The organism is Paenibacillus sp. MMS20-IR301 (assembly GCF_032302195.1).
Lineage (GTDB): Bacteria > Bacillota > Bacilli > Paenibacillales > Paenibacillaceae > Paenibacillus_AQ.
Window position 1 is genome coordinate 67,771 of the sequence record NZ_CP135275.1, and the last position, 17,758, is coordinate 85,528.

At 51.7% G+C, this 17,758-nt stretch carries 14 protein-coding genes; 13 read left to right on the plus strand and 1 reads right to left on the minus strand.

Features of this window, described 5'->3' with window-relative positions:
* Window positions 1–134: 134 nt before the first annotated feature.
* Entirely contained in the window at window positions 135–4,658 is a 4,524-nt protein-coding gene (locus tag LOS79_RS00265; RefSeq protein ID WP_315415434.1) for a S8 family serine peptidase, read from the minus strand.
* Between the two features lie 298 nt (window positions 4,659–4,956).
* On the opposite strand from LOS79_RS00265, the gene LOS79_RS00270 reads away from it, so the two are divergent.
* The 13 genes from LOS79_RS00270 (at window position 4,957) to LOS79_RS00330 (ending at window position 17,746) form a co-directional block, all read left to right on the plus strand.
* Window positions 4,957–5,316: a hypothetical protein gene (locus LOS79_RS00270; RefSeq protein WP_315422583.1), complete on the plus strand. Its 360-nt coding sequence runs from the start codon at window positions 4,957–4,959 to the stop codon at window positions 5,314–5,316.
* A 50-nt stretch (window positions 5,317–5,366) separates the two neighbouring features.
* Window positions 5,367–5,546 (plus strand): YfhD family protein, encoded by a 180-nt coding sequence (locus LOS79_RS00275; protein ID WP_315415435.1) that lies wholly within the window; start codon window positions 5,367–5,369, stop codon window positions 5,544–5,546.
* Window positions 5,547–5,667: 121 nt separating this feature from the next.
* On the plus strand, window positions 5,668–6,042 hold the full coding sequence (locus LOS79_RS00280; RefSeq protein ID WP_315415436.1) for a hypothetical protein: 375 nt from the start codon (window positions 5,668–5,670) through the stop codon (window positions 6,040–6,042).
* Between the two features lie 29 nt (window positions 6,043–6,071).
* The gene (locus LOS79_RS00285; protein WP_315415437.1) at window positions 6,072–6,983 is read left to right on the plus strand and encodes a methyl-accepting chemotaxis protein; all 912 of its coding nucleotides are present in this window, start codon (window positions 6,072–6,074) and stop codon (window positions 6,981–6,983) included.
* 103 nt (window positions 6,984–7,086) lie between these two features.
* Window positions 7,087–7,710 (plus strand): RNA polymerase sigma factor, encoded by a 624-nt coding sequence (locus LOS79_RS00290; RefSeq protein ID WP_397386718.1) that lies wholly within the window; start codon window positions 7,087–7,089, stop codon window positions 7,708–7,710.
* Window positions 7,670–9,340: a DUF4179 domain-containing protein gene (locus tag LOS79_RS00295; protein WP_315415438.1), complete on the plus strand. Its 1,671-nt coding sequence runs from the start codon at window positions 7,670–7,672 to the stop codon at window positions 9,338–9,340. The genes LOS79_RS00290 and LOS79_RS00295 overlap by 41 nt, the downstream gene beginning before the upstream one ends.
* 163 nt (window positions 9,341–9,503) lie before the next feature.
* Complete coding sequence (locus tag LOS79_RS00300) at window positions 9,504–10,076, plus strand: DNA-3-methyladenine glycosylase I (RefSeq protein ID WP_315422586.1); 573 nt, start codon at window positions 9,504–9,506, stop codon at window positions 10,074–10,076.
* Window positions 10,077–10,180: 104 nt separating this feature from the next.
* Complete coding sequence (gene prmA / locus LOS79_RS00305; protein WP_315415440.1) at window positions 10,181–11,239, plus strand: 50S ribosomal protein L11 methyltransferase; 1,059 nt, start codon at window positions 10,181–10,183, stop codon at window positions 11,237–11,239.
* Between the two features lie 2 nt (window positions 11,240–11,241).
* The gene (locus LOS79_RS00310; RefSeq protein ID WP_315415442.1) at window positions 11,242–11,925 is read left to right on the plus strand and encodes a site-2 protease family protein; all 684 of its coding nucleotides are present in this window, start codon (window positions 11,242–11,244) and stop codon (window positions 11,923–11,925) included.
* A 164-nt stretch (window positions 11,926–12,089) separates the two neighbouring features.
* Window positions 12,090–12,854: an RsmE family RNA methyltransferase gene (locus tag LOS79_RS00315; protein WP_315415444.1), complete on the plus strand. Its 765-nt coding sequence runs from the start codon at window positions 12,090–12,092 to the stop codon at window positions 12,852–12,854.
* A 3-nt stretch (window positions 12,855–12,857) separates the two neighbouring features.
* Complete coding sequence (mtaB, locus tag LOS79_RS00320; RefSeq protein WP_315415445.1) at window positions 12,858–14,210, plus strand: tRNA (N(6)-L-threonylcarbamoyladenosine(37)-C(2))-methylthiotransferase MtaB; 1,353 nt, start codon at window positions 12,858–12,860, stop codon at window positions 14,208–14,210.
* A 484-nt stretch (window positions 14,211–14,694) separates the two neighbouring features.
* On the plus strand, window positions 14,695–16,896 hold the full coding sequence (locus tag LOS79_RS00325; protein WP_315415446.1) for an Ig-like domain-containing protein: 2,202 nt from the start codon (window positions 14,695–14,697) through the stop codon (window positions 16,894–16,896).
* 280 nt (window positions 16,897–17,176) lie between these two features.
* Window positions 17,177–17,746: an ECF-type riboflavin transporter substrate-binding protein gene (locus LOS79_RS00330; RefSeq protein ID WP_315415447.1), complete on the plus strand. Its 570-nt coding sequence runs from the start codon at window positions 17,177–17,179 to the stop codon at window positions 17,744–17,746.
* Window positions 17,747–17,758: the final 12 nt, after the last annotated feature.

The following is a 17,758-nucleotide window of genomic DNA, read 5'->3' on the forward strand; positions in this document are numbered from 1 at the left end:
TTGTGGATTAGCTTGATCAGATGACTTAACGCCCACTCTTTCATTTATACACACAAACGGCGGCAGCATCCTGAGTTCAGGATACTGCCGCCGCTTTTTGTGTAGCGTATTAATTAAGCAAAACCATATTCCGCTTACAGATTGCGCAGATCCTCAAGCACACGCTCCAGAATGACAGCAGCCTGGGCGCGGGTCAGCGTACCCTTAGGGTTGAAGGTATTGTTGCCTACCCCCTGGAGGTAACCTTTGCTTACGGCAAAGGCGATTGCGTTCTTGGCATCCGCCGAGATGGAGCCTGCATCTTTAAAGGTCAGGGCAGCGGCAGTGCCGTCGGCACCCAGTGCCTGCGCAAGAATCAAGGCTGCCTCTTCGCGGGTCAGAACATCGCGGGAGCCGCTTTCCTTGATGTGCGCTGCCCAGGTGTCGCCCTTGCCGAGCAAGCGGTCGAACAAGGTCAGCAGTTCAGCCTGATTCAGGCTGTCAGCAGGCTTGAAGCTCGCTGTAGTTCCTTTACCGGCTACGATTCCGTGAGCGGCAAGGACTTCAACCGCATCCTTGGCCCAGTGTACGCCGACATCGGAGAAGGTTGTGTTGCGGGAAGCGGCAGTGTAAGTGCCGTCACCGGTAATGCTGAACTGCAGCTGGCCGTCAGCAGGAACTGTACCGGCTTGCAGGTAAGTCCAGCTGTTGTTAAGGGCTTCCTGATACACACCGGTCTTGCGGACATCCTTCAGACCGTCTGGGTTCAGGGTAAGCTGCACCAGTACCGGCTTACCGGTCTTCCAGCCGTTCTTGACAGTCAGCGAGGAGGCACCGATATCAATGCTCTGGGTGCTTCCGCTTAATAAAGCTGTATCTGCTTCAGTATTCAAGCTGAGCGTTACAGCAAGACCGCTGGCAGTAATGAAGTCCGGAAGCGTACCGGCCGGAATAGTCAGGGCGAATGCCTTGCCGTTCAGAATAAGGGCATTTCCGGAAGCCTTCAGCTTCTCCGCCTGGGTAGGTGTCAGCACAATGCTAACCTGTCCGTATTTGGAGAAGTCTACGTCGCTTACGCTCAGGACAACGCTCTTGTTCGCAGCATTCTGAAGTGCTGTGGTCAGGACGGTGTCTGAAACAGCCAGGCTTGCGGACGGTTTGCCGCCCGCAGGGTCAGCAGTTTCAGTCAGTTGTCCGGAGGCGACAGCTGTTCCGGCAGTTGGAGTCTGGGTAGCCGCAGGTTGCGGATTAGACGGGCTGCTGGACAGCGGCTCCGTTACAACAACAGTTACGGTTGAAGTTCCTCCCGGAATCGTTGCCGAGTAGCTGTTGCTCCATAGCTGGATGTCAGACAGCTCGAAGGTATAGGTTCCGGACTTGGTCGGGGTAAATGTAAATTGTCCCAGAGAGCCGGCGCCGGTACCATCATAAGCCCCGTCTGTCAGATGTACGCCGTACTGCAGCACATCGCGGCCATCCTCTGAATGGATAAGATTAGTATATTCAGACAAAGGTACGCCGGAGAAATGAGTTTCCTGATAGGTCGCCAGCTGTACGCTTGGCTTGATAGCCGGCTGGCTCAGGCTGTTGCTGTACAACAGATTGAAGGTGGCTCCATAGATCCCGTATACATTCTCCGTAACAGAGAAGCCGGCATCAATAGTAATGGAAGAACCGAGTTCAACTTTGGCACTGGAAGCTGCAGGTGAGACCGTAGCGGCTCCCCGGTCCGTATTGTAGCGCAGGAGCTGGGCATAATCGAGATAACCGTTATAAGCATAATCGTATGCGTACAGATAGAATTGGTTCAAGCCTTCGGCCAGAGGGACCTCAATTTCGAAATAACCGTTCGGGCCGATATAACCGTTTGCTTCTCCGACGGTACCGTCTGCTTTCTCATATGCAGCCGCAACGGCAAGCAGTTCATTCGGATTCGTAGCCTCATCAATCAGCTCGTACATCAAATCGTAGGCAATGACGCCGCTGATCGTTGCGCTGCGCGGTTCCTGCTCATTCTGCCGCGGATTCTCCGTTATGGTTGCTCCGGCAACTTCCGGCGCCTCCCGGTCGATGATCACAATGGCGGACAAATCATCCATCCGGGTGGTTCCGTCCAGAACAGGCGTTATGGAATAGATACCATCCGGCAATACATAAGACTCGCCGGTATCTTGAACGACAACAGTCCCTTTCCATTCAGGTTCCTCATAGAGGCCCGGGTAGAATTTTTGCCCTGTGGCATATACATCCCCAACAACGGTAGTTGAATTATCGAGAGAGACAACCTCAAGCTCCAGGTTCTCTACTGTCTCGTTCACAGAGAAGGTCAGATACGTACTCTCAAGGAATCCGTCTCCATTAGGTGAAATGTATTCGAAATTATTAGCACCCACTTCGAAATTGGTAATGGTGTCCGGTTTGTACTGCTCACCTATTACCACGCTGAACGGTAAAGTCAGAACTTCTGAAGTTGGTTTGCTGGATAAGGTCAGCACACCTTCATACTGTCCTTCTTTTGCTTCTCCGGTGATCTTGAGCGGTACATTGAAATAATTGCCGGCTGTGACGGAAGAAGGCAGGCTGGCAAATTCAACGCCTTCAGGGGCTGCTGAACGCCAGCTCACAGCCACATTAAAAGTCGTTACAGTAGAATCTAAGTTGTCTACATAAACAGTCTTGGTCACCGTAGTCGGCTTAGTGACCAGTCCGAAGGACAAGGAACCTGTGTCGTAGCTTACTTTAGGGAATTCCGCTTCTGGACGGCCGGTGTCAAGCACTTCAGCAACCCGGGCGATAGCGGTGGCACTCAGAGCCTTCGGCAGGTTAATTAATCCGGCACCCTGCTCGTATACGCTGTAATATTTATTATTCCGGTCTGTCAGCGATGTAGCATTATTGGCCAATAGAATTTTTACCTGATCCGGGGTTAAAGCTTGACCCTTAACCGTTTTATCTGAGCTCAGCAGCAGCGCAGCTGCACCGGCCACATGCGGGCTGGCCATACTGGTTCCGTTAAGCTTGGTGTAGCCGGTCGGGCTCTCCCATTCCGGTACGGATGAATTCACCCCTACACCCGGAGCTGCTACATCCGGTTTAATGTTGAAATCCGGAAGGGCCGGTCCGCGTGAGCTGAAGCCGGCAATGAGGTTATCTTTGTCCGGGCCAACCTTGAAGGTGATCGTATTCCGTCCGTCCGCCAGCTCAGCCTTAATCGCTGTGCCTTCATCCTTGGTAATGCCGTAAGTAGGCACTCCGGTTGCATCAGTAGCGGCATTCAGCTCGCCTGCCCGGTTATTGGCGATTAAGAGTCCGGCAGCGCCTGCTGCACGGGCATTGGCTGACTTGTTCACGAAGGTGTTGCTTCCGCGGTCTACAAGGGCAATCTTGCCTGCTACATCTGCATTCTTATAGTCATTTACGGTAAGCCCAAGTCCGGCATATACGACCTCAAGTCCTTGGGCTTCTTCAGGAAGCCCTTGTTCAGAGGCCTGAATCCCATAGACATTGTCTGTGGCACCGATCCGGATATAAGTGATATCCGCAGGTGTAGAGGACGCTGCAACCGATATCGTACGGTGCGCTCCGCCAGGAGTACCGACAGTCTCAGCTTCAGGGCCGGCGTTGCCGGCTGCCAGCACCACAGTAACTCCGGCATTCGCCGCGTTGTCAACTGCAATCGCATCCGGGGAATACTGCTGATTCACATCTGAACCGAGCGACAGGTTGATGACATCGACTTCATCCTCTACTGCCCGCTCAATACCTTCGATCACGTCAGCTGTGCTGCCGCTTCCATACGGGCCGAGAACACGGTACACATAAAGATCCACATCCGGTGCAACACTTTTGATAATGCCGGATACATGTGAGCCGTGAGCGGTCTCATAAGGATTACCGTTAATCGGTTCGAAATTGGCATCAGGTTCTGTTTCGTATGGCTCCGCATCGTCATCAACGACATCATAGCCTTGGCCTTCAACATAGAAATCCTTCAGATAAGGATGATCCGGATCAATACCGGTATCAATTACAGCAACCTTAATGCCTTCACCGGTAATACCGGCATCGGTCAGTACTTCCGCGCCGAAGATATCACCATTTCCGACCTTCTCAAGCGTCTCGGGAAGCTCAGCAGTGGCGGTTTCCAGCGTGTGTACCGTACGGTTGGCAAACACGGCCTTCACACCCGGCAGAGTCAGCAGCTTGTCTACCTGGTTGCCGGGCAGTGTCACGGAGTAGCCGTTGAAGACCTCCGTATATTCATGTCCGGTAACGGCACCAATGGCGGCTGCGGCAGAAGCAAAGCTGTTGTGCTCAGTGCGGAGAATATTGCGCTGAAGTGCAGGCGCTTTACCTTTGGCACCTTGAGTCGCAGCAACTTTGACCGGATCGTTCTGCAATTGGACGATGAAGGTTACGGGTGCTGAAGTTGTAACATTGCCGGCATAATTCTGCGGCTTGGAGTGTAATGCTGAAGTTAAGCTCTGGATGGAGGTGCTTAAAGAGCCCGGGGCATTGCCCAGCTTCGATTCAAGCAGGGAAGCATGATTCTTAAGGTCCGGTGAAGCCGGCAGGAAGCTGCCGCTGCCTGCAAAAACTGCGGAAGGAAATAGGACGGAAACCGCGAGACTAAAACTTGCTGTGCCTATGCCAATTTTACGAATGGAGCGTTTGAACATTAAGGATCCTCCCGGTAGTATATATTTTTTTTCTTTCGGCAAGCTTATGAATCCGCTCTCTCCCTTCCTGTGTCAGATTTCCTTACTGAATTAAGAAATGTGAAAATTACATTTATTTTACAGGTAATTTACAGATTGTAATATACTACTTTAGCACCATATTACGGTAAAGTGCTGAATAAAATGTCGAATGCCGATTATTTAGCTCGGATATGGTGAAAAAGCATAAAAAAACCGTTTCCAAGACAAGATATACCCGTGCAGTATCCAGCTTCAGTTTTAAGAGAGCGGGGAAATGATCTTGGAAAGGTATATATTGGCTTATTTTAGATCACCTGAAGAAGCGGAAGCGGTCTCCCGCAAGCTCCAGGCATTGCGTGTTCACGAAATTTCGATTGACAGATTCAGCAGATTCGGGGGAAACGGGCTGCAGTCCGGTGTAAATCCGGTCACAGGCAATCTGGCCAGTATGGATTCCATGACTGCGGTGAGTGCACATTCGGGTATACTCTCTGCAGCGCATACCAGCAGCAGCGGGATGAGTCATGGCGGGGATGGCGGACCGACCGGACGGAATATTCTCCTGACGGTAATTGTGGATTCGTCTGTTTACGATCAGGCGTTGTCCATCATTGAAGCGGCAGGCGGAATGGTTTAATCACAATTTTTTATAACTGCACAATAATGAGCGGAGGCTGAATACACACTATGGACAGAGAAAATTCACGGATCTTTTCCAAAACAGAGAAAATGAAGCTGCTTTATGAAGCAAAGGCAGAGGATGTTGAATTCTCGGCCGCTGAAGCGGACCAGGATGATATCGAAGCGATGGACCGCTCCCAGGAGGCTGACAAAAGGCAGCTGCAGGAGATTCTGAAGAAGGAATAATACAGGCTTGCAGCAGCAGGCTGTAAAGTGAAAAATTGACGAAGATGCCCCGCGGATGTGGGGCGTTTTTGCGTGCAGGCGTGTATAATGGAGGGACATGCTCAAGCGGGAGGGTACTTACGTGAACACAGTTATTTTATGGGCCGGACTAGCGCTGCTTATTGCACTGCTGACTTTCCTGAACCAGAAGCAAGTCTATTCATCCGGGGTGAAAAAGGCTTACCGCACGCTGCGGGAGCTGGCGGCCAAAGTCCGCGCTGAGCAATCGGAGGCGGCTGACCTTGCGGGCTGGGAGACTTCACTCGCCGAGATGGAGAAGCATCCGAATGAATTTAATAAGCTGGACAATGAGATTGGCCTTCGCCGGGCCTTTGTCAAGTATCTGGAGCAGCATTACCCGCAGGATGCCAGACTCCCTGGTCTGCAGGAGGCAGCTGCGTATCAGAAGGACAGCGTATGGGGAATCAAGATGGGTGATTACGGCCCGAAAAAATAAAAAAATTCAGATTCATGGGGGCATTCACTATGGAAAATATTTCAGGGCTGGAAGTAACCGACGAGCTGGTTGTCAGAGCTTTAGAGAAGAATCTTGCATTGATCCGCTTTGACCTTGACCGCCGGGTGGCCTATGTTAACGATGTTTTCGCCAGTTCAATGAAATACAGGGTAGAGGAAATGTATGGCATGCAGCACCGGGAGCTTTGTTTCCCTTCTTTTGTAAACAGCCCGGATTATGAAATATTCTGGAACAACCTGCTGGCCGGCCGGAGCTTTCAGGATAAAATCGAGCGGATGGATGCCGAGGGGAATTCGGTCTGGCTGGAAGCCACATACATGCCCGTGTACGATGCAACAGATACACAGGTGATCGGTGTATCCAAGGTAGCAACGAATATAACAGGCAGACAGAACAACATGAACAGGGTAGTCGAGCAAATGCAGGAGATGGCCGACAGTCTGAACCAGCGGGCGGAAAAAGGAATCGAACGGAGCCGGGAGCTCCTCGTGAGCATCGATAATATCGCCGGGGTATCCGGTGAGAATACCGAAACCTTACATAATCTTCAGGAGCAGGCCGGGGCGATTCATGGCGTAGTTCAGACCATCCGCAATATTGCCTCGCAGACTCATCTCCTGGCCCTTAATGCCGCCATTGAAGCAGCTCACGCCGGAGAGTTCGGACGGGGCTTTGATGTTGTTGCCAAAGAGGTCAGAAAGCTGGCCGCCATGGTGCAGGACCAGATTACGGAAGTGCGGGACAGTGTTCAGGCGATAAACGTGGAAGTAAGCAGAATATCGACCGGACTGAACCTGGTTCAGGATAATGTGGAAGTAAGCCAGCAGCAGATTCAGGTGGCCCTGAATGAATTCACGCTGATTGCCTCCTCCGCGCAGGAGCTTGATAATCAGGCACGCGAAGTGATGAATATTGTCTGAGTACCGCCGGGTTCAGCCCAGCATAGAATTTACATAGCAGCATGGCCTCTGTTTCATTCCGGGGGACATGCTGTTTTTGTGCAGCCGCTAATTATCCGCAATAATGAACCATTTGCTGTACTTGATTGTTATAAAGGTAATGCAAATTAAGAAAGGAGGGCTTACCCAGGTGGGCAATAAGGAATTATTTCAAACCTACAGTAAAGAAGTATACAGGACCTGCTACTATATGGTGCATGATGCTGCCGATGCCGAGGATTTATGCCAGGAGGTATTCATTACTATTTTCCGCAGCCAGTGGCAGGAGATCGATTATCTGAAGGCCTGGATTATGAAAATCACAGTCAATACATGCCTCAACCACCTGAAACGCCAGCAAAGTCTGCAGCAGAAGCTGCTGGCCAATCTCTACATGTTCAAAGCCAGCCCGCAGGCTTCTGTTGAGAAGCTGGTGGAGCAGCAGGAAACGAAGCTGGAATGGGCGGGGTATATGTCCCGGCTTCCGGTGAAGATCAGAGCAGTGCTGACCTTGCGGTATATGCATGATTTCAGCCTGGCGGAAGTGGCGGACGCGCTGTCTATTCCAATCGGAACCGTCAAGTCAAGATTACATAAAGGGCTGCGGTCGATGAAGGAGATGCTGCGGGAGCCGGGATTGCCGGAGGAGCTAAGGAAGGGAGAAATTTATGAACAATCTGGAAGATGTGCTGAAACGGCAGTTAAATGATGATAAGACTTTGACTTACCCTGACTTTGAGCAGATGTGGAAAAGATTAGGAGTGAACGATGCTGCTGGCCCGGTGCAAGTTGACGCTGAAGGACCTGCCGCCACCGGATACCGCCGGAAGAGAAGCTGGCAGCGTGTTGCTGTGCTGGCAAGCTTAAGTGTCCTGCTGGCGGCTGCTCCGGTCTATGCAGCAATCCATTACAACTGGGATGGGCTGCTGAGCGGCCGGAGCGGTGTTCAGGCGGCGCTTGCACAGAATCTGGGACAGCCGCTTGAGCAATCCCTGACTTATGACGGGCTGACATTGAAGCTGCATACAGCAATTGTGGATGAGAACCGCACAGTAATTCTGTATACACTTGATGTGGGTGCAAAGGATGAAGCTGCGTTGTGGAATGTGACGGATATGCAGCTTCAGGACCAGCAGGGAAAGGTCTACGATGAAGGCTTCAGCTATCTGCAATGGGATGAGGGGAATGGCTGGTATAACGGCTACTTCGAGAGTGAGTGGACACCGCAGCAGGACAATGTGCAGATTACGTTAAAAGCTGCTGCGGTGGAGGCTTTCAGCTCGCATCAGCAAGCACTGCCGCTGGACAGCGGATCAGCGGCTGCTCAGGTCTTCCGGATCGGCGATGAGGGGATGCAGTCGATAGAAGTGAAGCCGTTTGCCCAAAACCAGAATAAGCTGCTGCTCTCCTCGGCAGTTACGTTTGATCAGCCGGAAGCCAAGGCTTGGACCCATCCCGAGATAGTCGCTTATAACGGCGCAACTAAGGTCAGCGGGCTCGCGGGCGGAACCTTCGGAACACCGGGGGACAACGGAGAATATACGATGCAGCAGTATTTCCGGGATTCAGACATTGTCAGCGGGCAAACGACCTATGCCCTGCAGTATACCAAGCTGGAGCAGCATGTTACCGGGCCGTGGGCGTTCGATCTGCAGCTGAGCAAACAGCAGATGGAGGGCGGAACAGTCAAACGGGTGCTGAATATACCGCTGGAGACCGGTGATACGCTGAACACGATTGAGGAAATGATCATTACCCCTTCGCAAATCCGCTTGAATGTACGGGTTGGCGGCAAATCGTTCAAGCATGATCTTCCCTACAAGCAATATTCGCTGCTGGTGAACGGCCAGAGTCTTGAAGGCCATTTCTGGGGCAGCTCTGCTGATGACCGTGATGTGATGAAGCTGAAATTTGAGCGTCCGGAAGGGCTGGTAATCGATGAGGATACGCCAGTCACCTTCTTAGGGAAGTATAAAGTCACTATCCATGATGAGGACAAAGAGCCGCTGCTGCTAAGAGATATATCCTCTGAAAAGCAGACGGTAATGCGCGAAACCGGCGGTTATCCGGTGAAATGGACCTACTACATGCAGGGCAAGGATTTGTACGTGGAGACTGAAAGCGAGGATATTCATTTCGGCGGAGTGAATCAAACCTATATCGGCACCGGTAAAGACCGGCTGATCGGCAAAAAGGTAACGGTTAATTTCAGCGGTGACGGAAATAATCATTCGATTGATGTCTATAAGGATTTCCAGGGGACGGAAGCCTCGGCTTATATGTTCTACTACTCAACAAATGCCCCCGGACAAGAGACCCGGGTTGTACTGCAGCCGTAGCTGCTGCGGTGCAAATATTATACTGAAAGGCGGACCGTACCTGAACAGGGGCGGACGCCTTTTTTTTGATGTGTGAGGTTAATTTGGCATATCCGCCAAATGAGTTATGATTAGAATACAGAGCAGACTGAAATAAATGAAAAGGGGAGAACGAAACTTGACGATAACACGCTGCACCTGGGTGAATGAGGACCCGCTATATATTGCCTATCATGATGAGGAATGGGGCAAGCCGCTGCATGATGACCTGAAGCTGTTCGAGCTGCTGATGCTGGAGGGAATGCAGGCCGGGCTGAGCTGGTACACCGTACTTAAAAAGCGCGAGCATTTCCGTGAAGCCTTCGACGGGTTCGACCCGCACAAAATCGTGCACTACGGCGAGGACAAGGTTGCTGAGCTGCTGCAGGATAAAGGGATCATCCGGAACCGGCTGAAAATTAACGGGGTTATCCGCAATGCGGAGATTTATTTGCAGATTTGTGAAGAGGAAGGCAGCTTTGCCGGTTATCTCTGGAGCTTCATCGGCGGCTCGCCGGTGGTGAACAGCTGGCAGAGCAGGGCGGATGTCCCCGCAACCACTCCGCAGTCGGATGCCATGAGCAAAGCGCTGAAGCAGAGGGGCATGAAGTTTGTCGGCTCTACGATCTGTTATGCTTTTATGCAGGCTTCCGGCATGGTGGACGATCACGCTTCTGATTGCTTTTGCCGCAGTACCGGGGCTGTTCACGGGAGCTGAGCCGGGGTTTGGCGCTGCAAGGGTAAGTAATGCTATACTATCCTAGATATGATTAATTAGACTATGCTTACGACGCTCACAAACTTTTAGGAGGATTTATTAACATGCTATGGCACGAACTGACGGTACATACAACAGAGGAAGCGCAGGAGATGATTTCGAATCTGCTGTATGAGGCTGGTGCGGGCGGAGTTTCCATTGAAGAATCCGGAACGCTGAATAAAATACGGGACACCCGTTACGGTGAATTATACGATGAGCCGCTGAATGATATCCCCGAAGGGGAAGCTGTAATTAAAGGTTATTATGCTGAAGCCGTGCTGATGGATGAGATTGTGGCTGAGCTGACGCCAAGAGTGGAGGAGCTGAGGGAGTTCGGGATTGATCCCGGTAAAGCGCTGATCTCCTGGAAGACCGTGGATGAGGATGAATGGGCTCACGCCTGGAAGCAGTATTTCAAACCGCTGCGCGTCTCGGAGCGGCTGACCATTAAGCCTACATGGGAGGACTATACCCCAGAATCTGCTGAGGAAAAGATTATTGAAATTGACCCCGGCATGGCTTTCGGAACGGGAACCCACCCGACAACGGCGCTCTGCCTGCGTGCCCTTGAGCAGCATGTGCGGAGCGGTGATGAAGTTATTGATGTCGGCACCGGCTCCGGAATCCTGGCTGTAGGTGCAGTGCTGCTGGGGGCAAAGTCCGTTCTGGCCCTGGACCTCGACCCGGTAGCTGTAGAGAGCGCGCGTGAGAATGTGGCGCTGAACCGGCTGGAGCAGGCTATTACTGTCAAGGAAAGTGACCTTCTCTCACTGCTCGGCGGCGAAAGTGCAGCTGATACGGCAGCCGGAGAGATGTGGCCGGCAGCCCGGCCCGGACATACATTGCAGCAGCAGGCAGAGCGTGATGCAGCTCCCGCTGACAGCAGCCTGGGAGTTACTCTGCCGGTGCGGATTGTAGTGGCCAATATACTGGCTGAGATTATTGTACTGTTCACGGACGATGTATACCGTGCGCTGCAGCCGGAAGGGCTGTACATCACTTCCGGTATATATAAGGATAAGGAAGGACTTGTAGCCGAGGCGCTGAAGGCTTCCGGTTTCGAAATTATAGAAATAACCCGTGAAGAAGACTGGGTGGCGTTTACAGCCGGAAAGAGGTAAAGATGGATTTTCTGCAGAGCATTATACGATTTCCGCTGGAACAGCTTCCGTTCCTGCTGATTACCCTGCTGATTGCTTTTACAGTGCATGAGTTCGCCCATGCCTATTTCGCGAATAAATTCGGTGACCCGACTGCACGCCTGCTGGGACGTATGACCCTGAATCCGGCGGTGCATTTTGATTTCTTCGGTATTATCATGATGGTCATTGCCGGGTTCGGCTGGGCGCGTCCGGTTCCGGTGAACCGTGACAATTTCAGCCGCCCGCGGCTGATGGGCGTAATCGTGTCCGCTGTCGGTCCAATCAGCAACCTGTTGCTCGGCTTTATCGGAGCGATGATCTATTCGGCATTAGCTGCAACGGGCGTGCTGGAATCGATCAGCAATGACCGTGTGCTTCAAGCGGTGTACTGGTTCTTCGGCATTTTCATTCAACTTAACTTCTTCCTGTTCCTGTTCAATTTAATTCCGCTGCCGCCGCTGGACGGCTACCGGATTGTCGAGGATGTCGCGCCGCGCCCTATCCGCGGAAGACTGCAGCAGTATGAGCAGTGGGCAGTGTTTCTCTTCCTGCTGATTATCTTTATCCCGGGTCTGCGAGCATATACGATTGGACCGCTGGATAACTGGGCTTCGCAAATGGCCGGCGGATCGGTCCAATTCTTCTTCAAACTGTTCGGCAGCTAGACTCGAAGCTGAATTGAGGGATGTTCAGGCGGGCTTAAACGTTGTACAATATAACGTGATATTTTTTAGAGATGGATTAAGTAGGTGAAGCGGCGGCCGGGACCTGATTTTAGCGGGGACACCGCCGCTTTTACGCTGAATAACGGACAGGATGATGATAAAAAATGCAGCGTTATTTCGTATCTCCGGCACAGTTCGGACAAGAGCAGGTAAGGATTGACGGCGAAGACGCCCGCCATATTGCCAAGGTCATGCGCGGCAAGGCCGGGGACAAGCTGATTGTCAGCGACGGCGTTTCCCGTGAAGCGCTGGCGGAGATTGTAGCCATTGAGATTGGTGAGGTTACCGCAGGCATATTGGAGAACTTACCCATGACCCATGAGCCGCGGATTAAGATCACTGTAGCCCAGAGCCTGCCCAAAGGCGATAAGCTGGAGACGGTAATCCAGAAATGCACGGAGATTGGTGCAGTAGCCTTCACCCCGTTCCTCTCCGAACGGACCATTGTGCAGTATGATGAGCGCAAGGAGAGCAAACGGGTGGAACGCTGGCGCAAAATCTGCAAGGAAGCAGCAGAGCAGGCCCACCGGAATATTGTTCCGGAGGTGCATTCGCCGCTTGGCTGGAAGCTGCTGCTGAAGAGCTTCAGCCAGTATGATGCAGTCTATTTCTGTTATGAAAAAGAAGAAGGGCTGCAGCTGCGCAGCGCTGCCGCACCGTGGCTGGCCGCACTTCCGCAGGACTCCGGCGCCAAAGTGATGATTGTCGTCGGTCCGGAGGGCGGGTTCAGCCCTGAGGAATGCAGCGCGGCTGAAGAAGCCGGGGCAGTATCCGTAGGACTTGGCCGGCGTATTCTGCGCTGTGAAACTGCAGGCATGGTTGCCGCCGCCTGCATTCTATATGAATCCGGAGAAATGGGGGGAGCTTAAGCAATGCCATCAGTAGCTTTTTATACGTTGGGATGCAAAGTTAATTTCTATGATACAGAAGCCATCTGGCAGCTGTTCAAAAATGATGGATATGAACAGGTTGATTTCGAGGGTTCCGCTGATGTCTACCTGATTAATACCTGTACGGTAACCAATACGGGCGACAAGAAGAGCCGGCAGATGATCCGCCGGGCGGTCCGCCGCAATCCTGAAGCCATTGTGGCGGTAACCGGCTGCTATGCGCAGACCTCACCGGGGGAGATTCTGGATATTCCCGGCGTGGATCTTGTAATCGGCAACCAGGACCGTGAGCATATCATGACCCATGTGAAGAATATTCAGGAGTCGCGCCAGCCGGTGAATGCCGTGCGCAATATTATGAAGACGCGTGAATTCGAGGAGCTGGATGTGCCGGGCTTTGCCGACCGGACACGGGCGTTCATGAAGATTCAGGACGGCTGCAACAACTTCTGTACCTTCTGCATCATTCCGTGGTCGCGCGGGCTGTCGCGCAGCCGTGATCCGAAATCGATTGTCGCCCAGGCACATCAGCTAGTTGAGGCCGGATACAAGGAGTTTGTCCTGACCGGGATTCATACCGGAGGCTATGGGGATGATCTTGATAACTACCGCCTTGCGGATCTGCTCTGGGAGCTGGACAAGGTGGACGGGCTGGAACGGGTACGCATCAGCTCTATTGAAGCGAGCCAGATTGACGAGAAGCTGCTGGAGGTGCTGAACCGCAGCAAGAAGATGTGCCGCCATCTGCATATTCCGCTGCAGGCCGGCCATAACGAGGTGCTGAAGGCGATGCGCCGCAAGTACACGACTGAGGAATATTATGCCAAAATGCAGCTGATCCGCCAGGCGATGCCGGATGTAGGTATTACAACCGATGTGATTGTCGGTTTCCCCGGGGAGACCGAGGAGATGTTCCAGGCCGGCTATGACTTCATGAAGGCAGTCAATTACTCGGAAATGCATGTGTTCCCTTATTCCAAACGGACCGGAACACCGGCAGCGCGGATGCTGAACCAGGTGGATGAAGAGATCAAGAATGCCCGCGTGCAGCAGCTGATTGATCTCTCGGAGGAGATGCAGCTTGCCTACGCCCAGAAGTTCGTCGGCAGGACCGTATCCGTCATTGCCGAGCGCTCGGCCAAGGATGCGCCGGGCCGCACGACCCAGCACGGCTTCAGCGACAATTATCTGCAGGTTCTGTTCAGCGGTGGAGATTCACTGCAGGGCGAGCTATGCCAGGTGAAGATTACCGAAGCGGGCGTTAATGAATGCCGCGGCGAGCTGGTAAGTGTAAGCAGCTCCGCAGCTGCTGAGCTGCGTGCGAGTGTACGCTAGGTGTTCGACAGCGTGATAGGTCAACTATAATATCTGTTTAAGGGGATGTTCCCGTGCCGCTGAGGCCCCGGGGCATCCTTTTTTGCGGATAATATATTTATATAAGAAGCGCTTGAGAAATAAATGAATAGTAAAAAGGATCGAAGGGGAAATTTGGAACTGTAGGAGCGACAGCGTTCGCCTTTGTCGCCGGATTTCTACCGCAAACAGCGGTATTAATCAGGAAATCTGGAGACAACAGCGGCCGGAAGTCCAAATGTTCACCGCAGAGACGACTAGGCTATCAGCCTACTCTTTATTTCAAACTGTGTAGTCACAAAGACCTGAATTTGGCCAAACCTGAAAATAAACTGAAGATAGGGTAAAGACTTGGGGCAGATTTGTCGATATAGTGGAAGAGTGTGGAAAACTGCACTATTAATTTTACCGTCTAAGGAGAGAACAGATGACCGTGTACAGGAAAATGACAAAAACGCTCCTCATAATGATCCTGCTAGTTGTTGCAGCTTTTCCGGTAAACGTCTTTGCCGCTGCTGGAGACATCAACTCTATTGAAATCGACAGCTCAGACAAAGTAGAGCTAACCGTGGGTCAAACACCGAAGCAGCTTAAGGCATATGCCAATGTAGAAGGTTCTTCTTCCAAGAGAGATGTGACGGCGTCTGCCACATGGACCTCTTCGAAGAATGATGTTGTCAGTGTAATTAACGGTCAAATCAAGCCGCTCGCTTACGGAACGGCAATGATTACAGCTACCTATGGTAATAATGCAGTAGACTCTGTTGAAGTGTCGGTTACTTATCCGTATAAGGACCTGAAATTAACCCCCAGCAATGCAGACAGCTATAAGCTGGGCGACAAAGCGGAATCACTGCTCGTTACAGCTAAGGTTAAAGGTGGAGAATCGGCCACTGAAGAGAAGGATGTAACCAAGGACGCCGAATGGAGCAGCTCGAATTCGGGCGTGTTAACCATTGCCGCCGGCAAGATTACGCTGGTTGGAGAAGGAAAAGCAACCGTTACAGCCAAGTACAAAGGGTTAACCGAGACATTCAAAGCCGTAGTAGAGCTTCCTTATTCGGCTATTGTACTTAAAGACAATGCAAACAAAGTTGTTGATAAAGAACTGGAAATGCTGGTTGGAGATAATCCGGTTCAAATAAATGCCTGGACCAAAGTTACTGCGGCAAGTGCTGAGGACACCATTGATGCTGAAGAGGTCGACTGGAGCAGCTCAAGCGAAGGCGTGGCAACTGTAGAAAACGGCAAAATTTCAATCGTTGGCGTTGGTAAGGCAGTCATTACAGCCAGCTACCTGGGGGTTACCCAGTCGGTTGATGTGTATGTACGTGCGCCTTATGAAGCTATAATCCTGAAGCCGGCAGGCGACCAGTCACTGTTCCTGGGCGAAAGCCTCAATGTGACTGTGGAGACGCGTAATGCTGTGAATTCGACGGCCAATTCAACCGCGTCAACAACCTGGACTTCAGACAATCTGATGACAGCGACAGTGGCTGCGAGCAGCGCATTTGCAACTGTTACCGGTAAGGCTGTCGGGACCTCTGTAATCAAAGCAGACCACCTGGGTATCAGCAAGACCTTCAAGGTAACTGTATATCCTACCCTGACAGAACTCACCCTTGAGAAGAGTGAGCAGGAGATATACACGGCAGACTCTGTGAACCTGCCAAAGGTAAGCGGAACGAAGTATGACGATACGAAGCTTGACATCAGCAGTGAAATTGAATGGACTTCGAACAACGAAGAGATCGTGTCGGTTAAGGACGGAAAGTTCACCGGCGGCAAGGCTGGTACGGCTACCCTGACCGGCAAGTTCAAAGAAAGTGCAGTAGCTTCGGGTACGGCATCTTCAATCCGTTCGAAGACCGTAGAATTGAAAGTCACCGTTCAGAATAAAGTGCTTGTACTGATTGGGCCTGAAGGTTCAATGGGTCTTGTAATTGGCGAAGAAACTCCGCTGCCTGCAGTTCAGGCGGTGCTTGAGAACGGGGAAGAGCTGGATGTGTCGGATACGATTGTCTGGGAGCTGAGCGGCAGTAATGCCGTGCTGAAGCAATCGGCAGCGGGCAAGACGATCAAGGGTCTGGTCAAAGGCTCGGCAACACTTAAGGGAACCTATTCCAATAAGACGATCAGCGTTCCGGTATCCATCGAGCAGAAGGTTGTGAAGCTGGTGGTAGAGCCCGCTGCGGTAGAGCTCAATATCAAAGGCTCCAAGACAATCAAGGTCACCGGGTATTTCTTGAGCGGCAAAACAGCGAATTTCTCCAGCGGCATGAACTGGGTATCTTCGAATCCGGACGTAGCCTCAGTGAAAGGGACTTCCGTAAAAGCTATAGCTGAGGGCTCAGCTACGCTGAGCGGTTCCTATCAGGGAATTGCGGCTACGGTCAAAATTACAGTCGTTCCTAAGCTGATGAAGCTTACCGTTAGTGAGAACAAGCTGACTCTTGCACCGGGCGCAGGAAAGACGGTATCCGTTATAGCGCTGTATGACACCGGCAAGACTGCAGTTGTCACAGGAAGCGTACAGTGGACCAGCTCCAAGCCGTCGGTAGCCAAGGTAAGTGCTAACGGGCTGATTACGGCTGTAAGCAAAGGCACAACATCGGTTAAAGGCAAGCTGGGTGCCAAGACTGTGACGGTATCGGTTACTGTGAAATAATATTTACCCTCTGGCCTTCGGGAAGAGACAAGCGGATTAAAGACCTGTGCATGGCCGTTTTGGCTATGTGCAGGTCTTTTTTTGAAAATATAAGAATTTATATGTTTCACACGATAACTTATCTTTCTATTTCTCGCTGAAACGGATACCGTCCACTTTAAGGACGGCGTAGCCGTTTCTACTTGGCGGGCGGAAAGATATATTTTCAGATCCCTATAGTAATCCCGAGTAAACCGATGTATAATTCAAAAAAAGTATGGATTTCATTCCATTAAGGGAGATGAGACAGTTGGCTAAACGCAAAGCTTTATCGATTCAAACGATTGTTGCTATCGGCATAGGTGCACCGCTCTTTGTAATACTGGGCAGGTTTGGTTCCATACCTTCGGGGATCCCGAATACTAACATTGAGACTACATACGCTCTGCTGGCGCTGTTTGCGCTTTTGTACGGACCGGTTGCCGGATTATTCATCGGACTGATCGGGCATACGCTGAAGGATGCGATTTTTTACGGCTCCCCCTGGTTCAGCTGGGTCATCTCCTCGGGGCTGGTCGGACTGATCATCGGGCTGCTGGCAGCCAGAATCGCGATTAAGGACGGTGAGTTTGGCCGCAAAGAAATCATTACTTTCAATCTGGCTCAGATTGTTGCCAACGCCATTGCCTGGTTCGTAGTTGCGCCGGTGCTGGATATTCTGATCTATGCGGAGCCGGCCAATAAGGTGTTCACGCAGGGACTGATCGCCGGAGCGTCCAACATTGTAACGGTAGCGGTCATTGGTACACTGCTCGCTATTGCTTATGCCAAGACTAGAACGAAACAGGGTAGCCTCAGAAGGCTGCAATAATATATAATTCAA